The organism is Acidovorax sp. FG60 (genome assembly GCF_057808995.1).
This window is the reverse complement of record NZ_JBMDJC010000010.1, coordinates 76,466-97,686: the sequence shown is the minus strand read 5'-3', so window position 1 is coordinate 97,686 and position 21,221 is coordinate 76,466. Positions and strand designations below refer to the sequence as shown.

Here is a 21,221-nt window from a genome sequence, read left to right as displayed (position 1 = left end):
GTTCCTCTTGTGACCCCGTTGTTTCCAACCCCACTGGCCGCCCTGTGGCGCCGCCTGCGCCAGCAACTGCCCGCGCAGGCCGCCCTGGCGTGGCTGCTGCTGGCGCTGGTGGTGGTGCCCACGCTGGGGCGCCTGCACCAAGTGGAGCATGCGGGGGCGCTGGAGCAGATGCGCGCGGGTCACGCGGTGCAAGCTGCGCAACAAGCCGACGCACACCACAGGCTCGCAGCCGCTTCGCTGGCAGCGGATGAGGACGCGGCCCCGTCCACCGAGGCAGACCACACCCACGGGCTGCTATCACTGCTCCTGGCCCCCCACGCGGCCGTGGACTGCCTTTTGCTCGACCAGCTCGCGCTGGGCGATGCCCTGCACAGCGCCCCCTCGGCGCTGCCCACCCTGGTGCCCGCGCAGGCACCGCCGGTACAACATGCCGGGCGCTCTACGGCCCCGCACGTTGCGCTGTTCCAGGCGCGTGGCCCGCCCACGGCCTGACCGCAACAAATCGCCTACGCGCCCACCGCATCGCGGGCCGGGCCGCCAACACCTTGCCCGGCCTTGCAGGGCTGCGCTATCGCGCTTTGCCCTTTTACTCCTGATTCCATAGCAGCTCGCGCTTGATAGACAAGCGCTAGCGGCCATTTTTAGTCAAATTTTCATGCCCAGGGCGTGGAAGCCATGTGTCTGCGTGCCGGCCCCGCCAGCACCGGTGCATGCACCACGCCCCTGCGCATGGGTTCCCGCACACGTTCAAGCACCCATTGCCACACCGCACCATGACCCACACCACATCCCAACCTCGCCGCCCCGTTGCTGTTCTTCGCGCCCGTCCCACCCTCCACCCCGTGGCCCTGGCCGCCATGCTGGCGCTGACGGGCACCGGCGTGGCGCACGCGCAGACCGCGCCGGTGGCAGCACCTGCCGATAACAGCGCTGCGGCCCCCGCCAGCCTGCCCGCCGTCACCGTCTCGGCCAGCGGCCTGCAACTGGGCGCCAATGAGATGACCACGCCGGTCACCGTGCTGGAAGGCGATGAACTCGTGCGCCGCCGTGAGGCCACCCTGGGCGAAACGCTGAACAGCGAGCCCGGCATCACCAGCAGCCACTTCGGCGCAGGCGCCAGCCGTCCCATCATTCGCGGTATGGACGGCCCGCGCGTCAAGGTGCTGAGCGACGGCGCCGAGCTGCACGACGCCTCCACCATCAGCCCCGACCACGCCGTGGTATCCGAGCCACTGCTGGCCACACAGATCGAAGTGCTGCGCGGCCCCTCGGCCCTGGTCTACGGCAACGGCGCCGTGGGCGGCGTGGTCAATGTGCTCGACGGCAAGATCCCCACCGCCATCCCGCAAAAGGGCTACGAGGGCAGCGCCGAGCTGCGCGCCAACTCCGGCGCGGGTGAAAAAGCAGGAGCCTTCTCGCTGACCGGCGGCGCTGGCAACCTGGCCGTGCATGTGGAAGGCGTGGCGCGCGATGCGGGCGACTACCGCGTGGGCAAGGGCTGGGCGCCCGAGGGCGAACCCACCCGCAAGGTGCTGGGCAGCTTCAACCGCACCGACACCGGCAGCGTGGGCCTGTCGTGGGTGGGCGAGCGCGGCTACCTGGGCGCCGCCTACACCCGCCAGACCGCCAAATACGGCCTGCCGGGCCACAACCACAGCTTTGAAGGCTGCCACACGCACGGCGACCACCTGCACTGCGGCGCCCACGAAGAGGAGGAAGACGGCCACGACCACGGCGCCGAAGAACATGGCGACGTGCCTGTGGTGGACCTGCGCAGCGAACGCTTCGACATCCGCGGCGAGCTGCGCAACCCCTTCGCCGGCTTCTCGGCCTTGCGCCTGCGCGCGGGCGTGACGGATTACGTGCACGACGAAGTCGAAGACGGCGCCATCAGCACCACCTTCAAGAACAAGGCCTACGACACCCGCATCGAGCTGCAGCACGAGCCCATTTCAGGCTTCAAGGGCCTGATCGGCCTGCAGACCTCGCAGCGCAAGTTCAGCGCCGACGGCGAAGAGGCCTACGTGGAGCCCACCATCACCCGCAAGCTGGGCTTCTTCGCGCTGGAGGAATACCGCCTGGGCGACTGGCGCTTCGAAGCCGCCCTGCGCCACGACCGCCAGACGGCCGAAGCGCAAACCAGCGGCATCGAACGCAGCCACAACGGCACCTCGGCATCGCTGGGCGCGGTGTGGAAGTTCACGCCCGGCTACCAGGTGGGCACCTCGTTCACCCGCGCCAGCCGCGCCCCGTCGGCCGAAGAGCTGTATGCCAAGGGCCTGCACATGGCCACCAGCACGTATGAGCGTGGCAACGCCGACCTGAAGTCCGAGATCTCGCAGAACATCGACGTGAGCCTGAAGAAGACCAGCGGCGACACCACCTTTGGTGTGAGCATCTTCCGCAACCGCATCAACAACTATATCTACGGCCGCACGCTCGATGAAGTCGATGGCCTGCAACTGCTGCAATACAGCCAGGCCGACGCCACCTTCACCGGCATCGAAGGCCAGGTGCGCCAGCGCCTGTACCGCAACCTGGGTATCACGCTGTTCGGCGACACCGTGCGCGCCACGCTCGACGCAGGCGGCGGCCGCCTACCGCGCATCCCCGCCACCCGCGCGGGCATCCGCCTGGACGCCAACTGGCAAGCCTGGGAAGGCCAGGTCGAATGGGTCCAGGTGGCCCGCCAGAACCGCGTGGCCGAGTTTGAAACCGCCACTCCCGGCTACGGCATGCTGAACCTGGGCGTCAGCTACAACGGCCAGTTCAGCACCGGCACACCGTGGCAGGTGTACCTGAAGGCGAACAACCTGACGGACCGCCTGGCGTATGCGCACACCTCGTTCATCAAGAATGCCGCGCCGTTGATGGGCCGCAATCTGACGGTGGGGGTGAAGGTGGCGTTCTGACGGGTGAAGCCGTCGTGATGTGAGCGAGCCAGCGACGGAGGACGGCGTTGCTGGCTCGCACATCTGGCGGCCCCAAACCACCCAAACCACCGAGTCCAAAGGTGACTTGGATGCATGCCATACTCGCTTTGACGTGGTTGATTTTTCGATCCGTCAAGGCGACGCTGCCTCAGTCCCGGTGATGGCGCGCACCCGATTCGGAAATGGGATTGGCTCCGCAGCAGGCCGCCCAACGCAGGGTTGCGCGACGCGCGAAGGACTTGTTCGGCGCGGCCGCGCATGAATCTGACCCATTTGCAATAGCCCTGCATGCCCACCACTCCCACGCCGTCCGCAAACCTGTTGCAACTGCTTCCTGAGGCGGTGGTGCAAACCGATGCGCTGTGGGAGATCACCTATCTGAACCCGGCGTGGCACAAGCTCACCGGCCATTCGGTGGCGGCGGCGCTTGGCAGGTCTTTGCTGGAGTTCGTGCATCCCGACGACATCGGCACCATGCGCTCGGGCATGCCGGTGTTCCGCTTGCGCTTTGCCGACGCGGACTATCGCTGGGTGCGTCTGCAGCTCCACCCGGAGACGGATGCGGCGGACCGGGTGATCAGCCGCCAGGGTGTCCTGATCGAGATCACCGAGGTCACCGAGCAGGTGCTGGTGGAAGTTCGCCAGCGCTTTCTGCGCTTGCTGGAAACCATTGATGGCGTGGTGTGGGAAGCTGAAATCGGCGTGGGCAATACCTTCCTGAGCCCGCAGGTCGAGCGCTTGTTCGGTTACTCCGTGGAGGAGTGGCGGGCTGACCCGGGCTTCTGGCGGGCGCATGTACACCCCGACGATCTGGAGGAGGCCCTGCGCATCGACGATGCCGCTTACAACGCCACGCACAGCCATGCCTACGAGATGAGCTATCGGCTGATTGCCAAGTCCGGCAAGGTCGTGTGGGTGCGCGATCTGTGCCGCGCGGTGGTCGAGCCGGGGCGGCCGAACCGCATGATCGGCCTGATGATCGACGTGACCCAGCAGAAGAACACCGAACTCGAGTTGTTGCGCTCCGAAAACCGCTATTCGCTGGCGACGCGGGGATCCAATGACGGCATCTGGTACTGGGACTTGCGAACGGACGCGCTGCATGTGTCCGGGCGTTTTCTCCAGATCGTCGGACTGGGTAGCGCCGATCTTGTGCATGACGGAGGCTGGCGCTTTTTGGAGCAGCTCATCGATACCGAGGATCGCGAGCGCGTGCAGGAGGCCTACCGCAGGCACCTATCGGGAAACAGCCCGAACTTTTCGGTGGACTTCCGCGCGTTCCACGGAGCAGGGCGGCTGGTGTGGGTCAATTGGCGCGGGCTCGCCGAGTTCGAAGAGGGTGTTCCCGTGCGCATGGCGGGATCGTTGAGCGATCTGGCCGAGCGTGGCAGTTCCTACGATGCGCTGACCAACTTGCCCGGCCGGCCGTTGTTCCGCGATCGCCTCGCGCAACTCATCGCGCTGCACCAGAACGAGGTGGTGAATGGAGGTGGCGTTCCGATACGCGATGGAGCCACGATGTTCGCCGTGCTGCTGCTGGATCTCAACGGGTTCAAGGCCGTCAATGACAGCTACGGGCACCATGTGGGCGACCAGCTCTTGCAACAGGTGGCGCGGCGGCTCGAATCCTGCGTGCGGGCTGTCGATCTGGTCGCCCGCATGGGTGGCGACGAGTTCAATGTGCTGTTGGAGTCCATCGATCCCGCTGAAGCCCGCCAACGCGCGGAGCAGATTGCCGCCGCCCTGGAGGTACCTTACGTCATTGGCAGGCACACCGTGATCAGTGGTGCGAGCATCGGATTGGCCAGCAGCGCATCCAGGCTGGCGACGGTCGACGACTACCTGCGCGCTGCAGACACCGCCATGTACCGGGCCAAAAGTCAGTCATTGGGCGTTTGCGTGTTTCAGTAAGGCGTGCCAGGGGCAATTGCCTGCGAGCGTCGCATGGCTTGCCTTCCTCGTCCCCTTCTGGTTTTCGGTGGTTTTGCTGGGGTGCTTCCAGTGCGCTTTTGCCTGGGACCAGGGGGTGATTGCTGCCTGATGCCTGATGCCTCCATTGGATGCTGGCAATCGAACATGTTTTCGGACTTGTGCGCTTAGCCATCAAGCGCAAGCAGCTACTTTATTGATAGCAACTGAAACCCTGCGTATCCTATGGATGCGAGGCGAAAAAAAACCGGCTCCTCAGAGCCGGTTTTTCACAGAGGGTTGCCTCGATCAGTAACGACCGCCGCCGAAGCCACCCGTGCCGTAGCCAACGTCCGAGCGTGTGCTCGCACTGTAGCCGCCGGCCTTGTAGCCACCGGCGCCGCCACCCTCTTCACGAGGACGGGCCAGGTTCACGACGATCGAGCGGCCGTCAACGGACATGCCGTGCAGGGCGCTGATGGCGGCCTGGGCGACTTCGGCGGAGGCCATTTCCACAAAGCCGAAGCCCTTGGAGCGGCCGGTTTCGCGGTCCATCATGACCTTGGCGGAGGAGACCCGGCCGAATTCGGAAAAGTTGCTTTCCAGGGTGGAATCAGTCACGGAGTAGGGCAGGTTGCCCACGTAGATTTTGCTGCTCATGGTTGAGCCTTTCTGAAATGTGGTGCGCAACGAAGGGCGTACCGTTGGGATGCAGCTGTGCGGATCGAGTGTCCGCAGCAACTAGGATGGGTGGATGGGATCTGCAGGTCGTAGATCAGGTCATCAGCACGTTGGGGGGTGCGGCATGCACGTTTGCAGCCAGCCCTGGGTGACTGCAAAGAGCCGGGCGGCTTCGCGCGAGGCAAAGGCTTTGTCAAAACGGAACACGCGGCAGTAGCTGCCGTTGCCCTGAGAACGATGGACCGAGAAGGAGGCGCGGAAGCGGCCGCAGTCGGTCGGATGTGTCGTGGGCGAAACGACGTACTTGCCCATGGAAATGGCGGTCTGTGAAATCTGGATCAATCAGGATCGCAGGCGTGGAAATCGACCTGCGTGAGCATCAAGGGACGCAGTGGGCTGCAGCTCTACAGACCCAATGGGCAACCACAAAAGGTTGCAAAAGGCGGCTTGCCTGGGGCGGATTGCCACCCTGAGCAGGCGTTGCGGTGACTGCACGCGTCAAGAGCCGTGACTGCAACGACACGGAGTATACAGCAATTTGCATGTATCTGCAGTTTAATATTATTTTTGGTTTTAAAAGGCGCTCTTGCTGGATTGCGTCGGCGCCCCACACGGCCCCATCCCTTCGGTTGCTCGGCCCTCGATCAGGCCCCAGCAAGGGCCGCAACTCTGCTCATGCTGCAGGATCAGGCTGAGCAAGGGGGTGACTTTTGCCTGCCGCGTACAGGCTTGTTTCGCCAGGACCGCTTGGCTTTTAGAGTACGCGTGCCGAGCGTTTCACCCCCAGAAAATGGCTTCTAGTGAGCTGCATGGTATATTTGCAGAAGTAACAATTTGTGATAGAAAATCAATAAAATTAATTGATGTTTGTGTTGTCAATGTGAATTGATGTGAATATTTTATAAAATCAATGATTTTCTCCGTTTCCTTGTTGTTGATCGTCTGGTCCTCACAGCGATGGGCTTCACGCTTTGCCAATTCTTCTGCCGATAGTTTCTGGATTTTCATCGCCAGCACAATGCTGCAGGTGGGTGCAATTGCAAGCCTGACTTCGTTGGTTCAAGCATTGAATCCGGCTGCGTGGATGCTGGTCCAGCTGCTTTTTTGCATTGCCACTTTGCGGTTGACACGCGAAATGGGGTGGCCCACGCTTCGGGGCTTTCTGGGGATATGGAGTGCGCAGCGCACAAGGCTTGCAGCGTTCGCGCGGGGATTATCGCAGTGGGGAGTGATAACGCTGATGGCGATTTGCGGAGTCCTCTGGATGTCGTTGGTAGGGCAGGCCGTGGCGCCTCTCCAGAACTTTGATGACAGGATGTACCACGCCTCGCGGGTTATCTACTGGATTCAAAATCAATCGGTATTCCCGTTTGACACGCACAATATCCGACAGACGATGATTCCGTTCGGGAGCGAGTTATTCTTCCTGTGGCCGGTGCTGTTCACCAAAACTGAAGCTATGGGCCGCATTGTGTTTTGGCTGGCGTTTCCATTGGCAGCCATCGGTCAATATTATTTATTGCGGGCACTCAAATTGAGCCAGACAGTGGCTCTGGTGGGCGTGTTGATTCTGGTCTCTACGCCTCTTGTTGCATCCAGTGCAGTGGGGCTCAAGCCTGAAATCTGGTCCATCGTCACCCTGCTGGGTATTGCCTATTGGGTGGTTTCCATTTGCACGCAGCCTGATGCATCGAAGGCCCAATATTTCTTCCTGGGGACATTCACGGTACTGAGCATCAATGTCCGGTCGTTTCCAGTGTCGATGATTCCCAGCTTGCTGCTGATCGTGTGGTGGGCGCCGAGTCCGTTTTCATGCATTGCGCGGTTCAAGGCACTGGCTGCAGGATGGGTGTGTGCGGGTGTTTTGAGTTCGCTGCTTGTTCCCCTGGCATTCAACACGGCGCTCTACCACCACCCCTTGGGGCCACAGGAGGTGCGGCGCGTGGTGCAGGCCGACATCACTCCGCAAGTGATCTATACGCACGCGGTACGTTTTGTATTTTTGCTCCTGGAACTGCCGGACGTTCCGGCTTCGAGCGAAACGCGGTCCCGTTTCAGCAGTGCCGCCAACCAATTCATTTATTCCATTGGCGCTGGCGCACCCTTGGCGGGCGAAAACAAGGGCGCGTGGCCGGGGAGTTTCGTGTACTCGCTGCCAGAGCACTCCACACGGTTTTCGTTGTGGGGGTTGCTGTGGATTCCCATGTCGCTGATCGCTGTGTACCTTCTGGTTCGCAATCTGGTCGCGACCTGGCCGCACGTGAGGCTGACGGCGTTGTCGGCACAAACGCTTTTGGCAATTCCATTGCTGTGCGCAATCCTGTTTGGCGCGCGGTGGATGGCCCAGTCCGACGTGCCTGCACGATTTCTCATTGGCCCGTATGCATTGCTGCTGCCCGTTGGCATTGCGCTGGTTGCGCCGTACCTCTCCATAAAGAAATTTGCCCAGGCGCTCATCGCGATGGTGGTCACGTATGCCGCATACCAGCCGATGAGGGCTCTGGCTTACGACGCTGTACAGGCCATCGCAGCTCCCGCCTCGGAAAAGCTGATCAATGAGCCATTTGAAGAAATTGTCGGGTCCATGCTGCCGGCTGGTTCCCGCGTGCTTTTTGTGGGGCACCAGGACGCCCGCGACTATTCGCTCTTCTCCCCGGAAACCCGTTATTCCAATGCAGTGATTCCCTGGGGCACGGGGCCTTTTGACCCAGAAAGAATGGGCCGGATGGTCGCATCCGAAAAAGCCACCCACGTCTTGATCCAGGACGACAAGCAGGTGTTCTTCGAGTGGTTTCCAACCGTCGATACCCGCGAAATGGTGAAGTGGCTCAGCGCCCAGGCCGGACTGAAGTCCATCCCCCTCAACACACCCCACATGCGTCTGTTCGAAGTGAGCGGCACCACATTGGCCAACGAAAGGCCATTCCAGACGACGGCCGTCCCGTCGGGTTCACCCTTGATCAGGGTCGCCGACAGTCTCAAAACCAAGGTGGGTATCGATCCCGCCTTGCTGGAGACGCCATGGCCTGTTGAAAACCTGGGTGGCAGAGAGGGCGGTTTCCTGTGGATGGGGCAGGGGCATGCCGAGGGCATCGAGTTCGCACTCTGGTCGCGCGAGGACCACGACGTGGACCTCCGGTTCGAGGTATCCCCGGGGCACGGCCTGACTGCGCCCGACCGGAGGGTCATGGTGCTGCAGGACGGCGTCCCTGCGGCGGAAGGCGAGTACACCTTCCGCGGGAGGGCTTCGGTGGTGGCGCGCACCCGCCTCCATGTGGGGCGGAACGTCATCAGCTTCTTCGCGGTGGATACCGCCACCATCAAGCCACTGCCCAATGGCGATACCCGCAATCTGGTCATGGGCCTGCACGAGATACGCATCGAACCAGGGCCGGTTGCCGCACCTGCAGCCACCGCAGGCGTGATGCGGCCAGCTTTGCCCGACAAAGCGGACCCAGCCCCCAACGCCACCCGCCATGGCGAGCTTGCGCACAGCGCCCGCAAGGCTGTGGGTTTGATCAGCCGCAGGCAACAGGTCGATGGCTACTGGCTCACTGCGTACACCAGCGAAGAGCGTTTTGAGAAGCCGAAGCTGGAAATGAACACCTACGTCACTTCGATGATGGTGGACGTTCTCGGTTCAAGACCAGGCCCCGTGGGGCTGGGGGGAAGCCTGGACCGGGCCCGGACCCATCTGCGCAGCCAGATCGAGGCCAGTGGGCTCGTGCGCTACCACGGCCGGCCGGATGGCGCCGCCATGACCACGCATGGGCTGTGCCCCATCACACCCGATGCCGACGACACCGCCCTGGTGTGGAGACTGGCCCCCGGTGCAGATGCACTGCGGCCAGCGGCCCTGACGGCGCTGATGCAGTACCGTACCGCCGAAGGCCTGTACAACACCTGGCTGGGCCAGCGCAATGAGTACCGGTGCATCGACCCAGGCTCCGACCCGAACCCTACCGACGTGGCAATCCAGATGCATGTGCTGATGTGGCTGGCGCAGGCCGACCCACCAGCGGCCCAGATGTTGTGCGGCGCGCTTCGCCAAGCCATCGACCAGGACCGCGTGTGGGTTTACTACCGCAGGGCACCGCTGGTACCCGTCTTGCGCCAGGCCGACATGAAAGCTGTGGGCTGCGATGTGCAGTTGCCGCCCTCGCGTTCGCAAACAGCCCTGCCAGGGCAGGAAATCTGGCTGCGCGCCAGCGACATGTTGCAGCGGCTCCAGGGCGGCAAGGGCAGGGTGCCCGAGCCGACCCAGATCATCCATCTGCTTCAAGAGCTGTCAAAAAATGACTTCTTCGCCGTGAAGCTGAACCCGCCCTTGCTGTACCACAACGATCTCACCGCCTCGGTGCGCAGGTTCTACTGGTCGGAAGATGTGGGCTATGCGCTCTGGCTGCGGCTGTACCTGGAAAGCGCGCGACTGGGCCTTCTGGCCGACAACGGCAACGGCTTTGACAACAACACCGGCAGCTCTGCAGCCGATGGCAGGCGGACTGCCCCGAAAACACCATGATGGATCGTCCCCAGGGAGCCCGGCGGGTTCTGCGCCTGTTGTCGTGCATTCGATTCGACGAGGTTCTGGTGCTTCAGGGCGCGCCTTTGCTGGGCGCCGTCTTTGCCATGGGCCACTTCACATACCAGAGCGCGGCGATGCTGTTGCTGTTGATGGCAGGAAACGCCTTTTTGGTGGCCCACATTTTCATGCTCAACGATTGGTCCGGAGTGCACCAGGACCTTCGGGACCCAACCAGGGCCGCAGGGGTTTTTATCAATCGCGGTATTCGGCGCAATGAGATCGGGGCCTTGTTGCTGATTCTGCTGGCGCTGAGCCTCATGACCCTCAGCCAGCTGAACGCGGCAACGCTGGCTATTGCGCTGTCGATCGCAGTGGCAGGCGCGCTCTACTCCATCCCGCATGTTTACCTGAAGGGCATCCCGCTTGCGAACACACTGCTCCATGTTGCCAGCGGGTTGCTGCATTTTTTGCTGGGCTATTCAGTATTCAGAAGCCCCGACATGAATGGCCTGCAGATCGGATTGTTCTTTGCCACTATTTTCAGCGCGGGCCACCTGACGCAGGAGGTTCGCGATTGCGAGGCCGACCTAAGCAACGGGATTCAAACCAATGCAGTGAAGTTCGGCAAAAAGCGGAGCTTCATCGCTAGTTTTGTGCTGTTCACGCTGGCCGACGCCCTGTTGGTCCTGCTGGCGCTGAGAGGAACGGTGCCGCAAGTGCTGGCCATGTTTGTCGCGTTGATTTATCCGCTGCATTTTTACTGGATGCTCCAGGCGATGCGGGAAGGACTGACGTTTGAGAGTGTACGCAGCCTGCAGGCGCGCTATCGTGCGCTATATGCGGGCATGGGCGTTGTCATGATTGTTTCCGTACTATTGGCGCAAAAATGGATATACCTTCTTCCATGAAGCTGACGATTGTCATTCCTTGCTTCAATGAAAAGCAAACCATCCGGTCTATTGTGGACGCAGTGCGTTCAGCGCCTTATCCGCAGAAAGAAATCATTGTTGTCGATGATTTTTCAACAGATGGAACCAGAGAGATACTTGCGAATGAGTTGGCTGGCAATATTGATAGACTGGTATTTCATGAAACCAATCAGGGCAAGGGGGCGGCACTCAGGTCTGGCATCCTACATGCCACCGGGGATATCGTCATCATTCAGGATGCCGATCTTGAATACAACCCCGATGAATATCCAATTTTAATAGAGCCTATTTTATCCAACAGGGCCGATGTAGTGTTCAGTTCGCGTTTCATTGGTGGCAATTGCCACCGCGTCTTGTACTTCTGGCATCGCGTAGGCAATGGGTTCTTGACGTTGGCATCCAATGTATTCACCAATTTAAATCTGACGGACATGGAGTCCTGCTACAAGGCATTCCGGCGGGAAATAATTCAATCCATTCGCATTGAAGAAAATCGGTTTGGATTTGAGCCGGAGATTGTAGCCAAGGTTTCAAAATTAAATTGCCGCATCTATGAGGTGGGCATTTCCTATTTTGGAAGAACTTACGAAGACGGTAAGAAAATCGGCTGGAAAGACGGGGTCAGAGCCCTCTACTGCATAATAAAATATAATATTTTTCGATAATTTTATTTGCCAATATGGACATCAGCGCTTCGCGCCCGACAGGATGAGCCTACTTTCCATAAACCCTTGTTGTCTCGCGGTAATACGTGTCCTCATCAGCAAGCACCTGCCGAAAAGGGTGTTGCTGCTCCCCGTCAGTGGCACGTGCTGCAGACCGAGGTGGACGATGGAGGAGGGCGGGTGGTGGGCTCCTAGCCCAAGGCCCGAAGCAAGTTGCCGTTTATATGGATCAGCCCTTCGTCCTGCATTCGCCGCAGGGTTCGGTAAAGGGACTCATGCGTGAGGCCGAGTTCGGCGGCCCAGGCCTTTCGAGGCTGCTGCAGGGTTACGCAGCCATCAACCCCTTCAGCGTGGATGTAGTGAGCAATGCGGTCCGCAGCCCTGTGCAGGCTCAGCCGCTCACACTGCGCACGAAGCTTGCGCAGTTCTTGCGACAGCTGCAACAGCCAAGCTGCGCGAAAGTCTGACGAATCGTGCAACGCAGTTCGAAACGCATCCGCTGGAAATTCCAGCAGATCGCTGGGCTCGGAGGCTACGGCGGTGCAGTGGTAAAGCTGGCTGTCCAGGCTGGCTTCTGCCACAAAGCCCTGCCGTGATCGCTGAAGGATGACTTCGCCGCCGTTGCGGCTGAACCGAACGAGGCGCACTTCACCCGTGGTCACCAGGTAAATGCTGCACACAGGATTGCCAGTTTGAAAGACGGCGTGGTGTGCTGCAAATTGCCGCGCCTTTGCCAGTTCGCGCAGGCTTGGGGGCATCAGCCGCATCCATGGCAAATCGGCTCCCGAGCCGGACACACCCACACCTATCGCTTTTTTCATATGACCAAAATCATATCGTTCAGGACGACCTTCTTCGTAGCATGCCCACGGTAATCACAACAACGTGGGCCATGACCATGACAGCAAGAGTTCAGCTACGCAATACAGGCGCCCGGTCACCACAGGGTAGGGGCCACATGCCCGCACTGGTCAAGACGGCGGGGTGCATTGCACTGGCATTGGCTGCCCATCTCGCCACCGCCGAGCCTGCGCCCTATGCCGGCCAGCAAAAACGCGCCATCAAATCGTTGTCTGACCAGGACGTGACAGATCTGTTGCAGGGGCAGGGCATGGGTTTGGCCAAGGCGGCCGAGCTGAACGGCTACCCCGGACCAGCCCACGTTCTGGAGCACGCAGACGCGCTGGCGTTGACCGACCAGCAGAGAACGGCCACAACCGCCTTGCTGCACGCGCACAAGGAGGCCGCGCGAAAGCTCGGAGCGGCCCTGATCGCTTCGGAAGAGGCACTGGATGAGGCGTTCAAAACGGGCACGATCCCCCCCGCAAGGCTATCGGCACTGACCAGCGAAATCGGACAACGCCAGGCGCGCTTGCGCGAAGAGCATTTGCGCACGCACCTTGCGCAAACCGCGCTGCTCCAGAGTGACCAAATCCAGCGGTATTCCGCCCTGCGCGGCTACGCTGCGGGCTCTGAGCCTTCGCCTGCAACACGCCCGGTGCACAAAGGGCACCATTGAGTTCTTGCGACCCGCTCACCGCTGGTGGGTGCGAGGCTCCCCAAGTGTCCTGAGTTGGAAATCCACTTCATAAAAACACCCAGAATCGCCGCCATACTGCGTTGCAAATCCTCACGATAGCTAAGACTACCGCTGTGGCTTGCGCCTTGCCTGGCGACGATTTCGACATCTTTATTTCATCAACGAACCTCCAACTCAGGGCACGAGCTTTCATTCACGTGGTCCTCTCACACTTTCGCCTTCCTTTCACGCCCCCTCCGTACAACCACAGTGGCCGGGGCCCAGCGCAGGCGGCATGATCGGGGCATGAAACTGCTGTTGGTCGAGGACGATTTTGATCTGGCCGGTGCCTTGAGCCGCAGCCTCGTGGCGCGCGGTTTTGAGGTGCTGTGCTGCGCCGACGGCAAGGAGGCCCTGGCGGCGGCGCGGCGCACGGCCTTTGATGTAATCACGCTGGACCTGTCTTTGCCGGGTCTGGACGGGCTGGAGGTGCTGCGGCGCCTGCGCGATGGCGGCAGCACCACGCCCGTGCTGGCGCTCACGGCCCGGGCGGCCGTCACCGACCGCGTGGCAGGGCTGGAGGCTGGGGCGGACGACTATCTGGCCAAGCCGTTTGACCTGGACGAGCTGGTGGCGCGCCTGCGGGCCCTGACACGCCGTGTAGGACGCGACGGGCAGTTGCGCTGTGGTGCGCTCCACCGCGACCCGGCCAGTGGCGCGTTCTACAACGAGGCACTGCCGCTGGAGCTGTCGCAGCGTGAGGCGGAGCTGCTGCGCCTCTTGATGTCGCGCATCGACCGCGTGGTGAGCAAGGAAGAGCTGCGCACGCAGGTGTTTGCCAACACCGATGAGCAGGTGCAGGCCGATGCGGTGGAGGTGGTGGTGCACCGCCTGCGCAAGAAGCTGGTGGGCACCAATGCCGAGATCGTGACCCTGCGCGGCGTGGGCTACCTGCTGTGCGATGCCGACAGCATGGCTGCCCAAAAAGGCGACAAGGTCGACAGGGCCGAGAAGGGCGGGGCGCTCCGGTGAACACGCCTTGGTGGCAGCGCTGGCCCTGGCGCCCGCGCGGAGGATCGCTACAGCGGCTGCTTCTGGTGGGCCTGCTCGTGCCGCTGTGGGCGCTGGTGGCCCTGGTCGCCACGGTGCAGGTGGTGCAGCAGGTACGGCACAACGCAGCCGCGCAGGATGCCGTGCTGCACAGGGCGCTGACAACCTGGCCGACGGTGTTGCAGCCGCAGGCCGGTGCATCCGCCATGGAGCAAGCCCCTGCGGTCTGGTTCCGCGAAAGCAGCCTGGACGGCGAGCGCCTGGCGGGCAGCGCCGACCTGCCGCGTGTACCGCCCTCTGAGCCCGTGCAAGGGCAGGGCAGCGTGCACTTTTACCTGGCGCAGGTGGGCGACCAACTGGTGCGCGTGGCCGCCACGCTGCACCAGCCGGCGGTGGCTGGGGGCGGGCAGGGCGCCGCCCCGCCGGTGGTGCGCCAGGTGGCGCGGCCGTTCAGCGAACGCCTGCCTAGCGTGGCCCGCCTGATGGATGAAGGCGCGGGTTTGCGCCCAGTGGTTCTGCTGGCCCTGGCCATGACGGCGGTGGCGATGGTGCTGGCGCGCGTCGCGTCGGGCTGGCTGCTGCACGCGGATGTGTCGCTCACTCCGCCAACCCAGCCAGGTGCAGGCGGCACCGGCCAGGGCTACGAAGGCCCGTCAGAGCTGGCGCCTGCCGTGCAGCATTTTGGCGAACTGCAGCAAAGCCAGAGCCGATGGATCGAGGAGCAGCGGCGTTTTCTGGCCGACGCTACGCACCAGCTGCGCACCCCCATGGCGGTGCTGCGCACGCAGCTGCAGTCGGCCATTGCGGGCGATGTGCTGGTGGCTGATGCGCTGCAGCAGATGCTGCACACGGTAGACCGCGCCTCGGGCCTGGCCAACCAGCTGCTGAGCCTGAGCAAGGTGGAGCAGCTCCAGCGCATGGGCGAGCTGCCCAGCGTGGATTTGAACGCCATGGCCCGCGAGGCCGTGATGGAGCTGGCGCCACTGATCGCCGCCAAGCGGCTGGACTTTGCGCTGGAAGGCCCCGATACGCTGTGGGCCCCCGGCGACGCGGCGCTGCTGGGCGAGCTCATGCGCAACCTGCTGGCCAACGCCATCCACCACACGCCCGTGCATGGGCGGCTGGGGGTGCTGCTGCGCAACAGCACCGGGCGGCGCGAACTGCTGGTGTGGGACGAAGGCCCTGGCATTGACGACGCCGTGCGGCAAAGGTTGTTCCAGCCGTTTTCGGCAGGGCAGGGCGGGGTGGGGCTGGGGTTGTCGATCTGCCGGCAGATTGCCGAGGCGATGGGCGCCCAGGTCATGCTGTTCAACCGCATGGACGCAGGGCAGGTCATCGGTGTCGATGCCGTTGTTGCCTGGGAAGGTTGAGATGTCCGTGAAGCAGTCATCTGCCGCGCATGGCATCGAGTTCCGGGATGTCAGCAAGCGGTACGGACCATTGCCCAGCGCGCCAATGGTGGTGGACCACATCAGCTTTGTGGTGCCCCGGGGCACGCTCACCACCATCCTGGGGCCATCGGGCTGCGGCAAGACGACCACGCTGCGGATGATTGCCGGGCTCGAGTCACCCACGGCGGGTCGCATCTTCATCGACGGGCAGGACGTTACCACCCTCGGCCCGGCGCAGCGCAATGTGAGCCTGGTGTTCCAGAGCTATGCACTGTTCCCGCACCTGAACGTGATCGACAACGTGTGCTACGGCCTGCACGGGCTGCACCTGCGCCCGCCGCAGGTGCGCGACAAGGCCCGCGCCATGCTCGACACCGTGGGCCTGCAGGGCCTGGACCTGCGCAGGCCCCATGAACTTTCGGGGGGGCAGCAACAGCGCGTGGCCCTGGCCCGGGCGCTGGCGCTGGAGCCCGCCGTGCTGCTGTTTGACGAGCCGCTATCCAACCTGGACGCCCGCTTGCGGCGCGCCATGCGCGAAGAGATCCGCGCCCTGCAGCAACGCCTGCGCTTGACGGTGGTCTATGTGACCCACGACCAGAGCGAAGCCCTGGCGGTCAGCGACCAGATTGTGGTGATGGACAAAGGCACCATCGCCCAGTGCGGCGCGCCCAGCACGCTGTATGAGCAGCCCGCGTCCGAGTTTGTGGCGGGCTTCATGGGCGAGGCAATGCTGTTCGAGGGTCACATCCATGCGCTCAATCCGGCGGATGGGGAAAGCCCGGCGGCTGGCAGCCATGCCCGGCTCGGCCCTTTGCGCGTGCCATCGCCAGCATCCCTCGGCCCCGGCCCGGTCAAGATCGCCGTGCGGCCCGAAGCCTGGGTCATAGGCCCCGCAACCTCCGGCGGGCTGGCCGCCCGGCTGACCAAACGCACCTACCTGGGCAGCGTCATGGAATACACCTTTGCGAGCGCGCTGGGCGAGATCTTTGTGGTTTCGCCCCAGGTGGAGCTGCCGCTGGATGTGGGCGCACCGGTGAGCCTGACGCTGGCAGACCACGGGGTGTCGGTGGTGGCGGGGTGAGATGCCCTATGGCACGGACAATCCACCACGCACCGGCACACCGACTGCCGGGCATGAAATATTCAAGCAAAAATGGGCCCTGGCGCTTGATGGATAAGCGCAAGCAGCTACAAAAACAATAGTGACCAGCGGATGCCAGCGTGGTGACCCGGGCCACAATACGGGCCTCCACCACCGCACGGCCACCGGTTTTTCACCTTGAACTCTCCCGTTTTCACCTCGCTGATCCCCGTCATCCTGTTCATCGCCATCGGCTTTTACGTGGGGCGGCGCGGCTGGATTCGGGCCGCAGCCGTGAAGGACCTGGCCAACCTCGTGTTCATGGTGCTCACGCCCGCGCTGCTGTTTCGCACCATGAGCACGGTGCACATCGAAGACCTCAACTTCGGCCCCGTGGGGATCTACTTTGTGGCGTTTGGCGTGGTGTACACGGCCACGTTGGCGGTGCTGGGCTTTACCAGCCTGGGCGCGGCGCGGGCGCTGGCCAACACCTTCAGCAACACGCTGATGATCGGCGTGCCGCTGGTGGGCCTGGTGTTTGGCGATGCGGGGCTGGTCACGCTGTTCACGCTGATCTCGGTGCACTCGCTCATCCTGCTGACCGCCGCCACCGTGGTGTTTGAACTGGCCGCCGCGCGCGAGCATGCAGGCCGGGAGGGCTCCGCGCAGCAGCCCATGTGGCGCACCGTGCTGCAGGCCGTGCGCAACGGTATCGTGCACCCGGTGCCGCTGCCCATCATTGCGGGCCTGCTGTTTGCGCAGACCGGGCTGGTGGTGCCGCAGGTGGTTGACAAACCCCTGCTGCTGCTGGGCCAGGCGCTGGGGCCGATTGCGCTGCTGCTGGTGGGGGTGACGCTGGCGTTTACCAAGGTCGGCCACCACTTCAAGGCCGCACTGCGCATTGCGCTGGTCAAGTGTGTCGTGCACCCCATCGTGCTGGCCACCCTGGGCTGGGCACTGGGCCTGTCGGGCATGCCGCTGGCGGTGATGATCGTGGCGGCATCGCTGCCGGTGGGGGCCAACGTGTTCCTGTTTGCGCAGCGCTATGCGGTGGCCGAGGATGAGGTGACGGCGAGTGTGGCGGTGTCTACGGCGCTGGCGTTGGTCACGATGCCGGTGGTGATTTTGGCGGTGACGCGGTGGGTGGTGGGCTGAATTTGATGGGCTGATGATCTGCTCGGCGGTTTTCTGCTGCCGCTTGTCGGTCAGGGTACGGCGAGAAATCCGAGCGCCTTCATGACGAACTCGGCGTGGAACTGGAAAACCCCGCCATGACCCGCGTCGGGATAGATGATCAGTTGGCTGTTGGGTAGCCGCCGTGCCAGGTCGTGCGTGTTGATCGTCGGGACCATCCGGTCGTTGTCACCGTTGACAACGAGCACCGGCTGCCTGATTTGGGAGAGATCGGCAGGCGCCTTCTTGCCCCAGGCGCTCAGGGCCTGCAACTGGGCCGCGTAGGCGCTCACGGTGATGTCCTTGTCACGGTTGTCTGTGCGCTCCGAGAGCCGTTTCAGGAAAGCCTTGCCGGCTTCGATGCCGCCGGGCGTGCGGGTGAAGAACAGGAACTGCTTGGGGTCCTGGCCCGTGAAAAAGCCTCGCAAAAGGTCCAGATTGGCCACCCCTGCAACGGAGCTGATGCCCTCGCCCCCAGCTGGGCCGGTGCCAGCGAGAATCATTTTGCGAACCAGATCGGGCTCCTTCAAGGCGATCTCTTGGGCAATCATTCCGCCCATCGAGAAGCCGAACAGATCCACCTGCTGGTAGCCCTTGGCCTTGATGAAAGTGATCGCGTCATCGGCCATCTGCTCCATGGAGTTGGATGGCGAGCCGCTGGATGCACCCACGCCCCGGTTGTCGAACGCGATCACGTGGCGCTGGGCGGCCAGCCCATCCACCACGCGGGGGTCCCAGTTGTCCAGCACCGCCGCCAGATGGACCAGCAGAATCAGCGGCGTCCCGCCGTGGTGCTTGCCCAGTTCGCGGTAGGCAAAGGCCACCCCGCCCGCAGAGATGGACTGGGTGGGCGCAGTGGCCCAGGTTGGCCGCTCTGGGCTGGCTACTAGCGCGGCGCGCATGGTGCCCCCAGACACGGCCTGTTGGGCATGTGATGGAGTGGATGCAAACGGGGCAGCCAACGCAAGCAGTGCCGCTGCCGCTTTTTTCAGGAGGGGGTTCATGGCGGGCTTTCGGTAGGCCAAAGACACGGGGGCGGGTATCGGGGCTTACTCAGCCCATGGGGTGCAGGTAGGTCGGCGTGGGCGCGGTCATGCCGTTTTTGACCAGCATGGTGAGTTCGTCCGCCAGGACTTCATCCAGACCCGCTTCAAGGCCGTCCAGCGCACGCTTGACGATTTTTTCAGGGCTCGACTTGGGTACATCGAAGCCCCGGGTGAGATCGGTGTCCACGTACGCCATGTGCAGGCCGAGCACCTGGGTTTTCTGGGTCAGCAACTCGTTGCGCAGCGCGTTGGTGAGCGACCAGGCGGCAGACTTGCTGGCGGAGTAGGCGGCCAGCTCTCCGCCGTTCACCCAGGAGGCGACCGACAGCACATTCAGCAGGGCACCGCCCCCGTTGTCCTTCAGGATGGGCGCAAACGCCTTGCTCATGCGCAGCACGGAGAAGAAGTTGGTCTCGAAGATGCGGCGTGCGACTTCTTCGCTGTCGTCAGCGAGAAATCCCCCTGGCTGGGCGATGCCCGCGTTGTTGATGAGCAAGGTCACATCCCCGGCCTGGGCGACGGCATTGGCGACTTCGTCGGGCTTCGTCACATCAAGCTTCAGCGCCTGCACACCGGGCAGGGTGACGGAGGCCGGGTCTCGGGCGGCGGCATAGACTTTGCGCGCACCCCGGTTCAAGAGTTCACGTGCAAAGGCCAGCCCAATGCCACGGTTGGCGCCCGTCACGAGGGCTACAGCGTTTTCGATCTTCATAAAAAACTCCAGTTCAAAAATCAAGATTTCGTTGCGCAGGGCAAAGCCAAGCCAGGCGGGCCATGTCTGCCTTGGGCCCTGCTTGGCTTTGCTCTGATTGGCTTTTTGGGTGACTACCGGACCTTGATCACGACCTTGCCTTTGGCGCGGCCGGATTCGACATAGGCCAGTGCGTCGTTGGTGGACTCAAACGAGAAGACCCGGTCCACCACAGGCCGTATCACCCCGGCCTCCACCAGGCGCGTGATCTCGCGCAGCTGGCTCCCATTGGCCCTCATGAAGAGGAACGAATAGCCGACCCGGCGCGCCAACGCCCTGCGCCTGACGCCCGCACTCAGCAGCCGCACGATCAGCTTCAAGAACCAGGGCGCCTTGATCGCGTTTGCGAAATCCGGATCTGGCGGACCGGAAATGGAAATGAGCTTTCCACCGCCCTTGAGCACACGCAGGGATTTTTCGAGGGTCTTGCCGTCCTGGCTGTTCAGTACGACGTCGTAGTCGCGCAATACGTCCTCAAAATCCTGCGTCTTGTAGTCCACCGCGACGTCGGCTCCCAGGGCCTTCACCAGTGCGGCATTGGCCGTGCTGGTGGTCGTGGCCACCGTGGCACCAAGATGCTTGGCCAGCTGGATGGCAAAGGTCCCCACGCCGCCAGAGCCCGCCTGGATAAAGACCTTCTGGCCCTTTTTGATTTGGGCCTTCTCGACCAGCGCCTGCCAAGCCGTCAGCGCCACCAAGGGAAGGGACGCAGCTTCTTCCATGGTGATGTTCTTCGGCTTGAGCGCCAGCGAGGCCTCTTTCACCGGCACAAATTCAGCAAACGTACCGATGCGAAAGTCGTCCGGCCGTGCGTAGACCTCATCACCCACTTTGAACTGCCGCACGCGGGGGCCCACCTGGGTGACCACGCCAGCCACGTCGTGGCCCAAGACGAGGGGCAGTTTGTAAGGCAGGATGAGCTTGAACTCTCCACTGCGTATCTTCGAGTCCAGAAGATTCACACCCGCAGCGTGGACCTGGACCAGGACTTCGTCGTCGCGCAGCTCCGGGGTTGGCAGCTCGGCCAATCGAAGATCCGCTTTTTTGCTGTAGCGATCAATGACAAATGCTTTCATGGTTTTCCTTACTCCTGGCGTATCCAGATTGGTGAACGGCCCACTGGCGACGGTCAAATTGTGTTTATATGATTTCCGTCATATTTCAAATCGAGACAAGGACCGCATCACCTTCGTCAAGTTAGCGCGCGCCAGTTTCGCCAGAGGAGATCTGGCCAGTACGGACAGCATCTGCCGCCTGTGCCCGGATGGCTGCGCGGTCAGCCACGGACTTGTAAGACTCGGCTTTGGAGCCCGAAGGGATCTGGCTTCGGGTCATGGGTACTTGTGCAGCTTCCGCGGCGACTTCAGCCCGCGTGCGGTTGCCCTCAAACTGGGTGGCAAATTGCGCCGGGTCCAACTCAGCAGCCTGTGCGCCGACTGCGGTGAGCGTTGCGACTACTGCGACGGAGAGAAAGCGAGAGAAGGTGTTCATGGTAGATATCTCCTAGGAAATGAGGCTCAGGCGCCTCGGAAAATGCTGAATGCCAGGCTTTTCGGCGAGTCACTCAGC

The 21,221-nt window shown here is 62.6% G+C and carries 18 protein-coding genes; 11 read left to right on the top strand and 7 right to left on the bottom strand.

The window, feature by feature from the left end; genetic code table 11:
- Positions 1–9: 9 nt before the first annotated feature.
- The 3 genes from ACODS0_RS16360 (at position 10) to ACODS0_RS16350 (ending at position 4,844) form a co-directional block, all read left to right on the top strand.
- A complete protein-coding gene (locus ACODS0_RS16360) occupies positions 10–492 on the top strand; it encodes a hypothetical protein (RefSeq protein WP_488836019.1) in 483 nt (160 codons plus the stop codon).
- A gap of 281 nt (positions 493–773) precedes the next feature.
- Complete coding sequence (locus tag ACODS0_RS16355) at positions 774–2,912, top strand: TonB-dependent receptor domain-containing protein (protein ID WP_488836018.1); 2,139 nt, start codon at positions 774–776, stop codon at positions 2,910–2,912.
- A 309-nt stretch (positions 2,913–3,221) separates the two neighbouring features.
- Positions 3,222–4,844, top strand: a complete 1,623-nt coding sequence (locus tag ACODS0_RS16350; protein WP_488836017.1) for a PAS domain-containing protein — start codon at positions 3,222–3,224, stop codon at positions 4,842–4,844.
- 306 nt (positions 4,845–5,150) lie between these two features.
- On the opposite strand, the gene rbp is transcribed toward ACODS0_RS16350, so the two are convergent.
- Both rbp and ACODS0_RS16340 read right to left on the bottom strand, forming a co-directional pair.
- Complete coding sequence (gene rbp / locus ACODS0_RS16345; protein WP_055401895.1) at positions 5,151–5,501, bottom strand: RNA-binding regulator; 351 nt, start codon at positions 5,499–5,501, stop codon at positions 5,151–5,153.
- A gap of 123 nt (positions 5,502–5,624) precedes the next feature.
- A complete protein-coding gene (locus ACODS0_RS16340; protein WP_055401919.1) occupies positions 5,625–5,834 on the bottom strand; it encodes a hypothetical protein in 210 nt (69 codons plus the stop codon).
- A 598-nt stretch (positions 5,835–6,432) separates the two neighbouring features.
- Here ACODS0_RS16340 and ACODS0_RS16335 point away from each other — a divergent pair.
- Genes ACODS0_RS16335 through ACODS0_RS16325 form a run of 3 tightly spaced genes read left to right on the top strand, consistent with a single transcriptional unit; the run spans position 6,433 to position 11,641 of the window.
- Positions 6,433–10,044: a hypothetical protein gene (locus ACODS0_RS16335; RefSeq protein ID WP_488836016.1), complete on the top strand. Its 3,612-nt coding sequence runs from the start codon at positions 6,433–6,435 to the stop codon at positions 10,042–10,044.
- Positions 10,041–10,955, top strand: a complete 915-nt coding sequence (locus ACODS0_RS16330; RefSeq protein WP_228895340.1) for a UbiA family prenyltransferase — start codon at positions 10,041–10,043, stop codon at positions 10,953–10,955. Before ACODS0_RS16335 ends, ACODS0_RS16330 begins: the two co-directional genes overlap by 4 nt.
- Entirely contained in the window at positions 10,952–11,641 is a 690-nt protein-coding gene (locus tag ACODS0_RS16325; protein ID WP_488836015.1) for a glycosyltransferase family 2 protein, read from the top strand. The genes ACODS0_RS16330 and ACODS0_RS16325 overlap by 4 nt, the downstream gene beginning before the upstream one ends.
- Positions 11,642–11,832: 191 nt before the next feature.
- Here ACODS0_RS16325 and ACODS0_RS16320 read toward each other — a convergent pair whose 3' ends face one another.
- The gene (locus ACODS0_RS16320) at positions 11,833–12,462 is read right to left on the bottom strand and encodes a Crp/Fnr family transcriptional regulator (protein WP_488836014.1); all 630 of its coding nucleotides are present in this window, start codon (positions 12,460–12,462) and stop codon (positions 11,833–11,835) included.
- 137 nt (positions 12,463–12,599) lie between these two features.
- Here ACODS0_RS16320 and ACODS0_RS16315 point away from each other — a divergent pair, with 137 nt between their 5' ends.
- The 5 genes from ACODS0_RS16315 to ACODS0_RS16295 all read left to right on the top strand — a co-directional run bounded on the left by ACODS0_RS16315 (position 12,600) and on the right by ACODS0_RS16295 (position 17,837).
- Positions 12,600–13,160 (top strand): hypothetical protein, encoded by a 561-nt coding sequence (locus tag ACODS0_RS16315; protein WP_488836013.1) that lies wholly within the window; start codon positions 12,600–12,602, stop codon positions 13,158–13,160.
- A 306-nt stretch (positions 13,161–13,466) separates the two neighbouring features.
- Positions 13,467–14,192 carry a response regulator transcription factor gene (locus tag ACODS0_RS16310; RefSeq protein ID WP_488836012.1) on the top strand — a complete coding sequence of 242 codons (726 nt, stop codon included), beginning with the start codon at positions 13,467–13,469 and terminating at the stop codon, positions 14,190–14,192.
- Positions 14,189–15,580: a sensor histidine kinase gene (locus ACODS0_RS16305; protein WP_488836011.1), complete on the top strand. Its 1,392-nt coding sequence runs from the start codon at positions 14,189–14,191 to the stop codon at positions 15,578–15,580. Before ACODS0_RS16310 ends, ACODS0_RS16305 begins: the two co-directional genes overlap by 4 nt.
- Position 15,581: 1 nt before the next feature.
- Positions 15,582–16,682: an ABC transporter ATP-binding protein gene (locus tag ACODS0_RS16300; protein ID WP_488836010.1), complete on the top strand. Its 1,101-nt coding sequence runs from the start codon at positions 15,582–15,584 to the stop codon at positions 16,680–16,682.
- A 198-nt stretch (positions 16,683–16,880) separates the two neighbouring features.
- Positions 16,881–17,837: an AEC family transporter gene (locus ACODS0_RS16295; protein ID WP_218301095.1), complete on the top strand. Its 957-nt coding sequence runs from the start codon at positions 16,881–16,883 to the stop codon at positions 17,835–17,837.
- Between the two features lie 50 nt (positions 17,838–17,887).
- Here ACODS0_RS16295 and ACODS0_RS16290 read toward each other — a convergent pair whose 3' ends face one another.
- The 4 genes from ACODS0_RS16290 to ACODS0_RS16275 form a co-directional block, all read right to left on the bottom strand.
- Entirely contained in the window at positions 17,888–18,859 is a 972-nt protein-coding gene (locus ACODS0_RS16290) for an alpha/beta fold hydrolase (RefSeq protein WP_488836009.1), read from the bottom strand.
- A 49-nt stretch (positions 18,860–18,908) separates the two neighbouring features.
- Positions 18,909–19,613: an SDR family oxidoreductase gene (locus tag ACODS0_RS16285; protein ID WP_488836008.1), complete on the bottom strand. Its 705-nt coding sequence runs from the start codon at positions 19,611–19,613 to the stop codon at positions 18,909–18,911.
- Between the two features lie 113 nt (positions 19,614–19,726).
- The gene (locus ACODS0_RS16280) at positions 19,727–20,728 is read right to left on the bottom strand and encodes an NADP-dependent oxidoreductase (protein WP_488836007.1); all 1,002 of its coding nucleotides are present in this window, start codon (positions 20,726–20,728) and stop codon (positions 19,727–19,729) included.
- 121 nt (positions 20,729–20,849) lie between these two features.
- On the bottom strand, positions 20,850–21,143 hold the full coding sequence (locus tag ACODS0_RS16275; protein ID WP_121506402.1) for a hypothetical protein: 294 nt from the start codon (positions 21,141–21,143) through the stop codon (positions 20,850–20,852).
- Between the last annotated feature and the right edge of the window lie 78 nt (positions 21,144–21,221).

Excerpts from the sequence above, each read along its gene's own strand:
- ACODS0_RS16315 (WP_488836013.1), top strand. The coding sequence starts at position 12,600 with ATGCCCGCACTGGTCAAGACGGCGGGGTGCATTGCACTGGCATTGGCT.
- ACODS0_RS16320 (WP_488836014.1), bottom strand. The coding sequence starts at position 12,462 with ATGAAAAAAGCGATAGGTGTGGGTGTGTCCGGCTCGGGAGCCGATTTG.
- ACODS0_RS16285 (WP_488836008.1), bottom strand. The coding sequence starts at position 19,613 with ATGAAGATCGAAAACGCTGTAGCCCTCGTGACGGGCGCCAACCGTGGC.
- ACODS0_RS16325 (WP_488836015.1), top strand. The coding sequence starts at position 10,952 with ATGAAGCTGACGATTGTCATTCCTTGCTTCAATGAAAAGCAAACCATC.
- ACODS0_RS16280 (WP_488836007.1), bottom strand. The coding sequence starts at position 20,728 with ATGAAAGCATTTGTCATTGATCGCTACAGCAAAAAAGCGGATCTTCGA.
- rbp (WP_055401895.1), bottom strand. The coding sequence starts at position 5,501 with ATGAGCAGCAAAATCTACGTGGGCAACCTGCCCTACTCCGTGACTGAT.
- ACODS0_RS16335 (WP_488836016.1), top strand. The coding sequence starts at position 6,433 with ATGATTTTCTCCGTTTCCTTGTTGTTGATCGTCTGGTCCTCACAGCGA.
- ACODS0_RS16350 (WP_488836017.1), top strand. The coding sequence starts at position 3,222 with ATGCCCACCACTCCCACGCCGTCCGCAAACCTGTTGCAACTGCTTCCT.
- ACODS0_RS16275 (WP_121506402.1), bottom strand. The coding sequence starts at position 21,143 with ATGAACACCTTCTCTCGCTTTCTCTCCGTCGCAGTAGTCGCAACGCTC.
- ACODS0_RS16355 (WP_488836018.1), top strand. The coding sequence starts at position 774 with ATGACCCACACCACATCCCAACCTCGCCGCCCCGTTGCTGTTCTTCGC.
- ACODS0_RS16340 (WP_055401919.1), bottom strand. The coding sequence starts at position 5,834 with ATGGGCAAGTACGTCGTTTCGCCCACGACACATCCGACCGACTGCGGC.
- ACODS0_RS16290 (WP_488836009.1), bottom strand. The coding sequence starts at position 18,859 with ATGAACCCCCTCCTGAAAAAAGCGGCAGCGGCACTGCTTGCGTTGGCT.
- ACODS0_RS16330 (WP_228895340.1), top strand. The coding sequence starts at position 10,041 with ATGATGGATCGTCCCCAGGGAGCCCGGCGGGTTCTGCGCCTGTTGTCG.
- ACODS0_RS16310 (WP_488836012.1), top strand. The coding sequence starts at position 13,467 with ATGAAACTGCTGTTGGTCGAGGACGATTTTGATCTGGCCGGTGCCTTG.
- ACODS0_RS16300 (WP_488836010.1), top strand. The coding sequence starts at position 15,582 with ATGTCCGTGAAGCAGTCATCTGCCGCGCATGGCATCGAGTTCCGGGAT.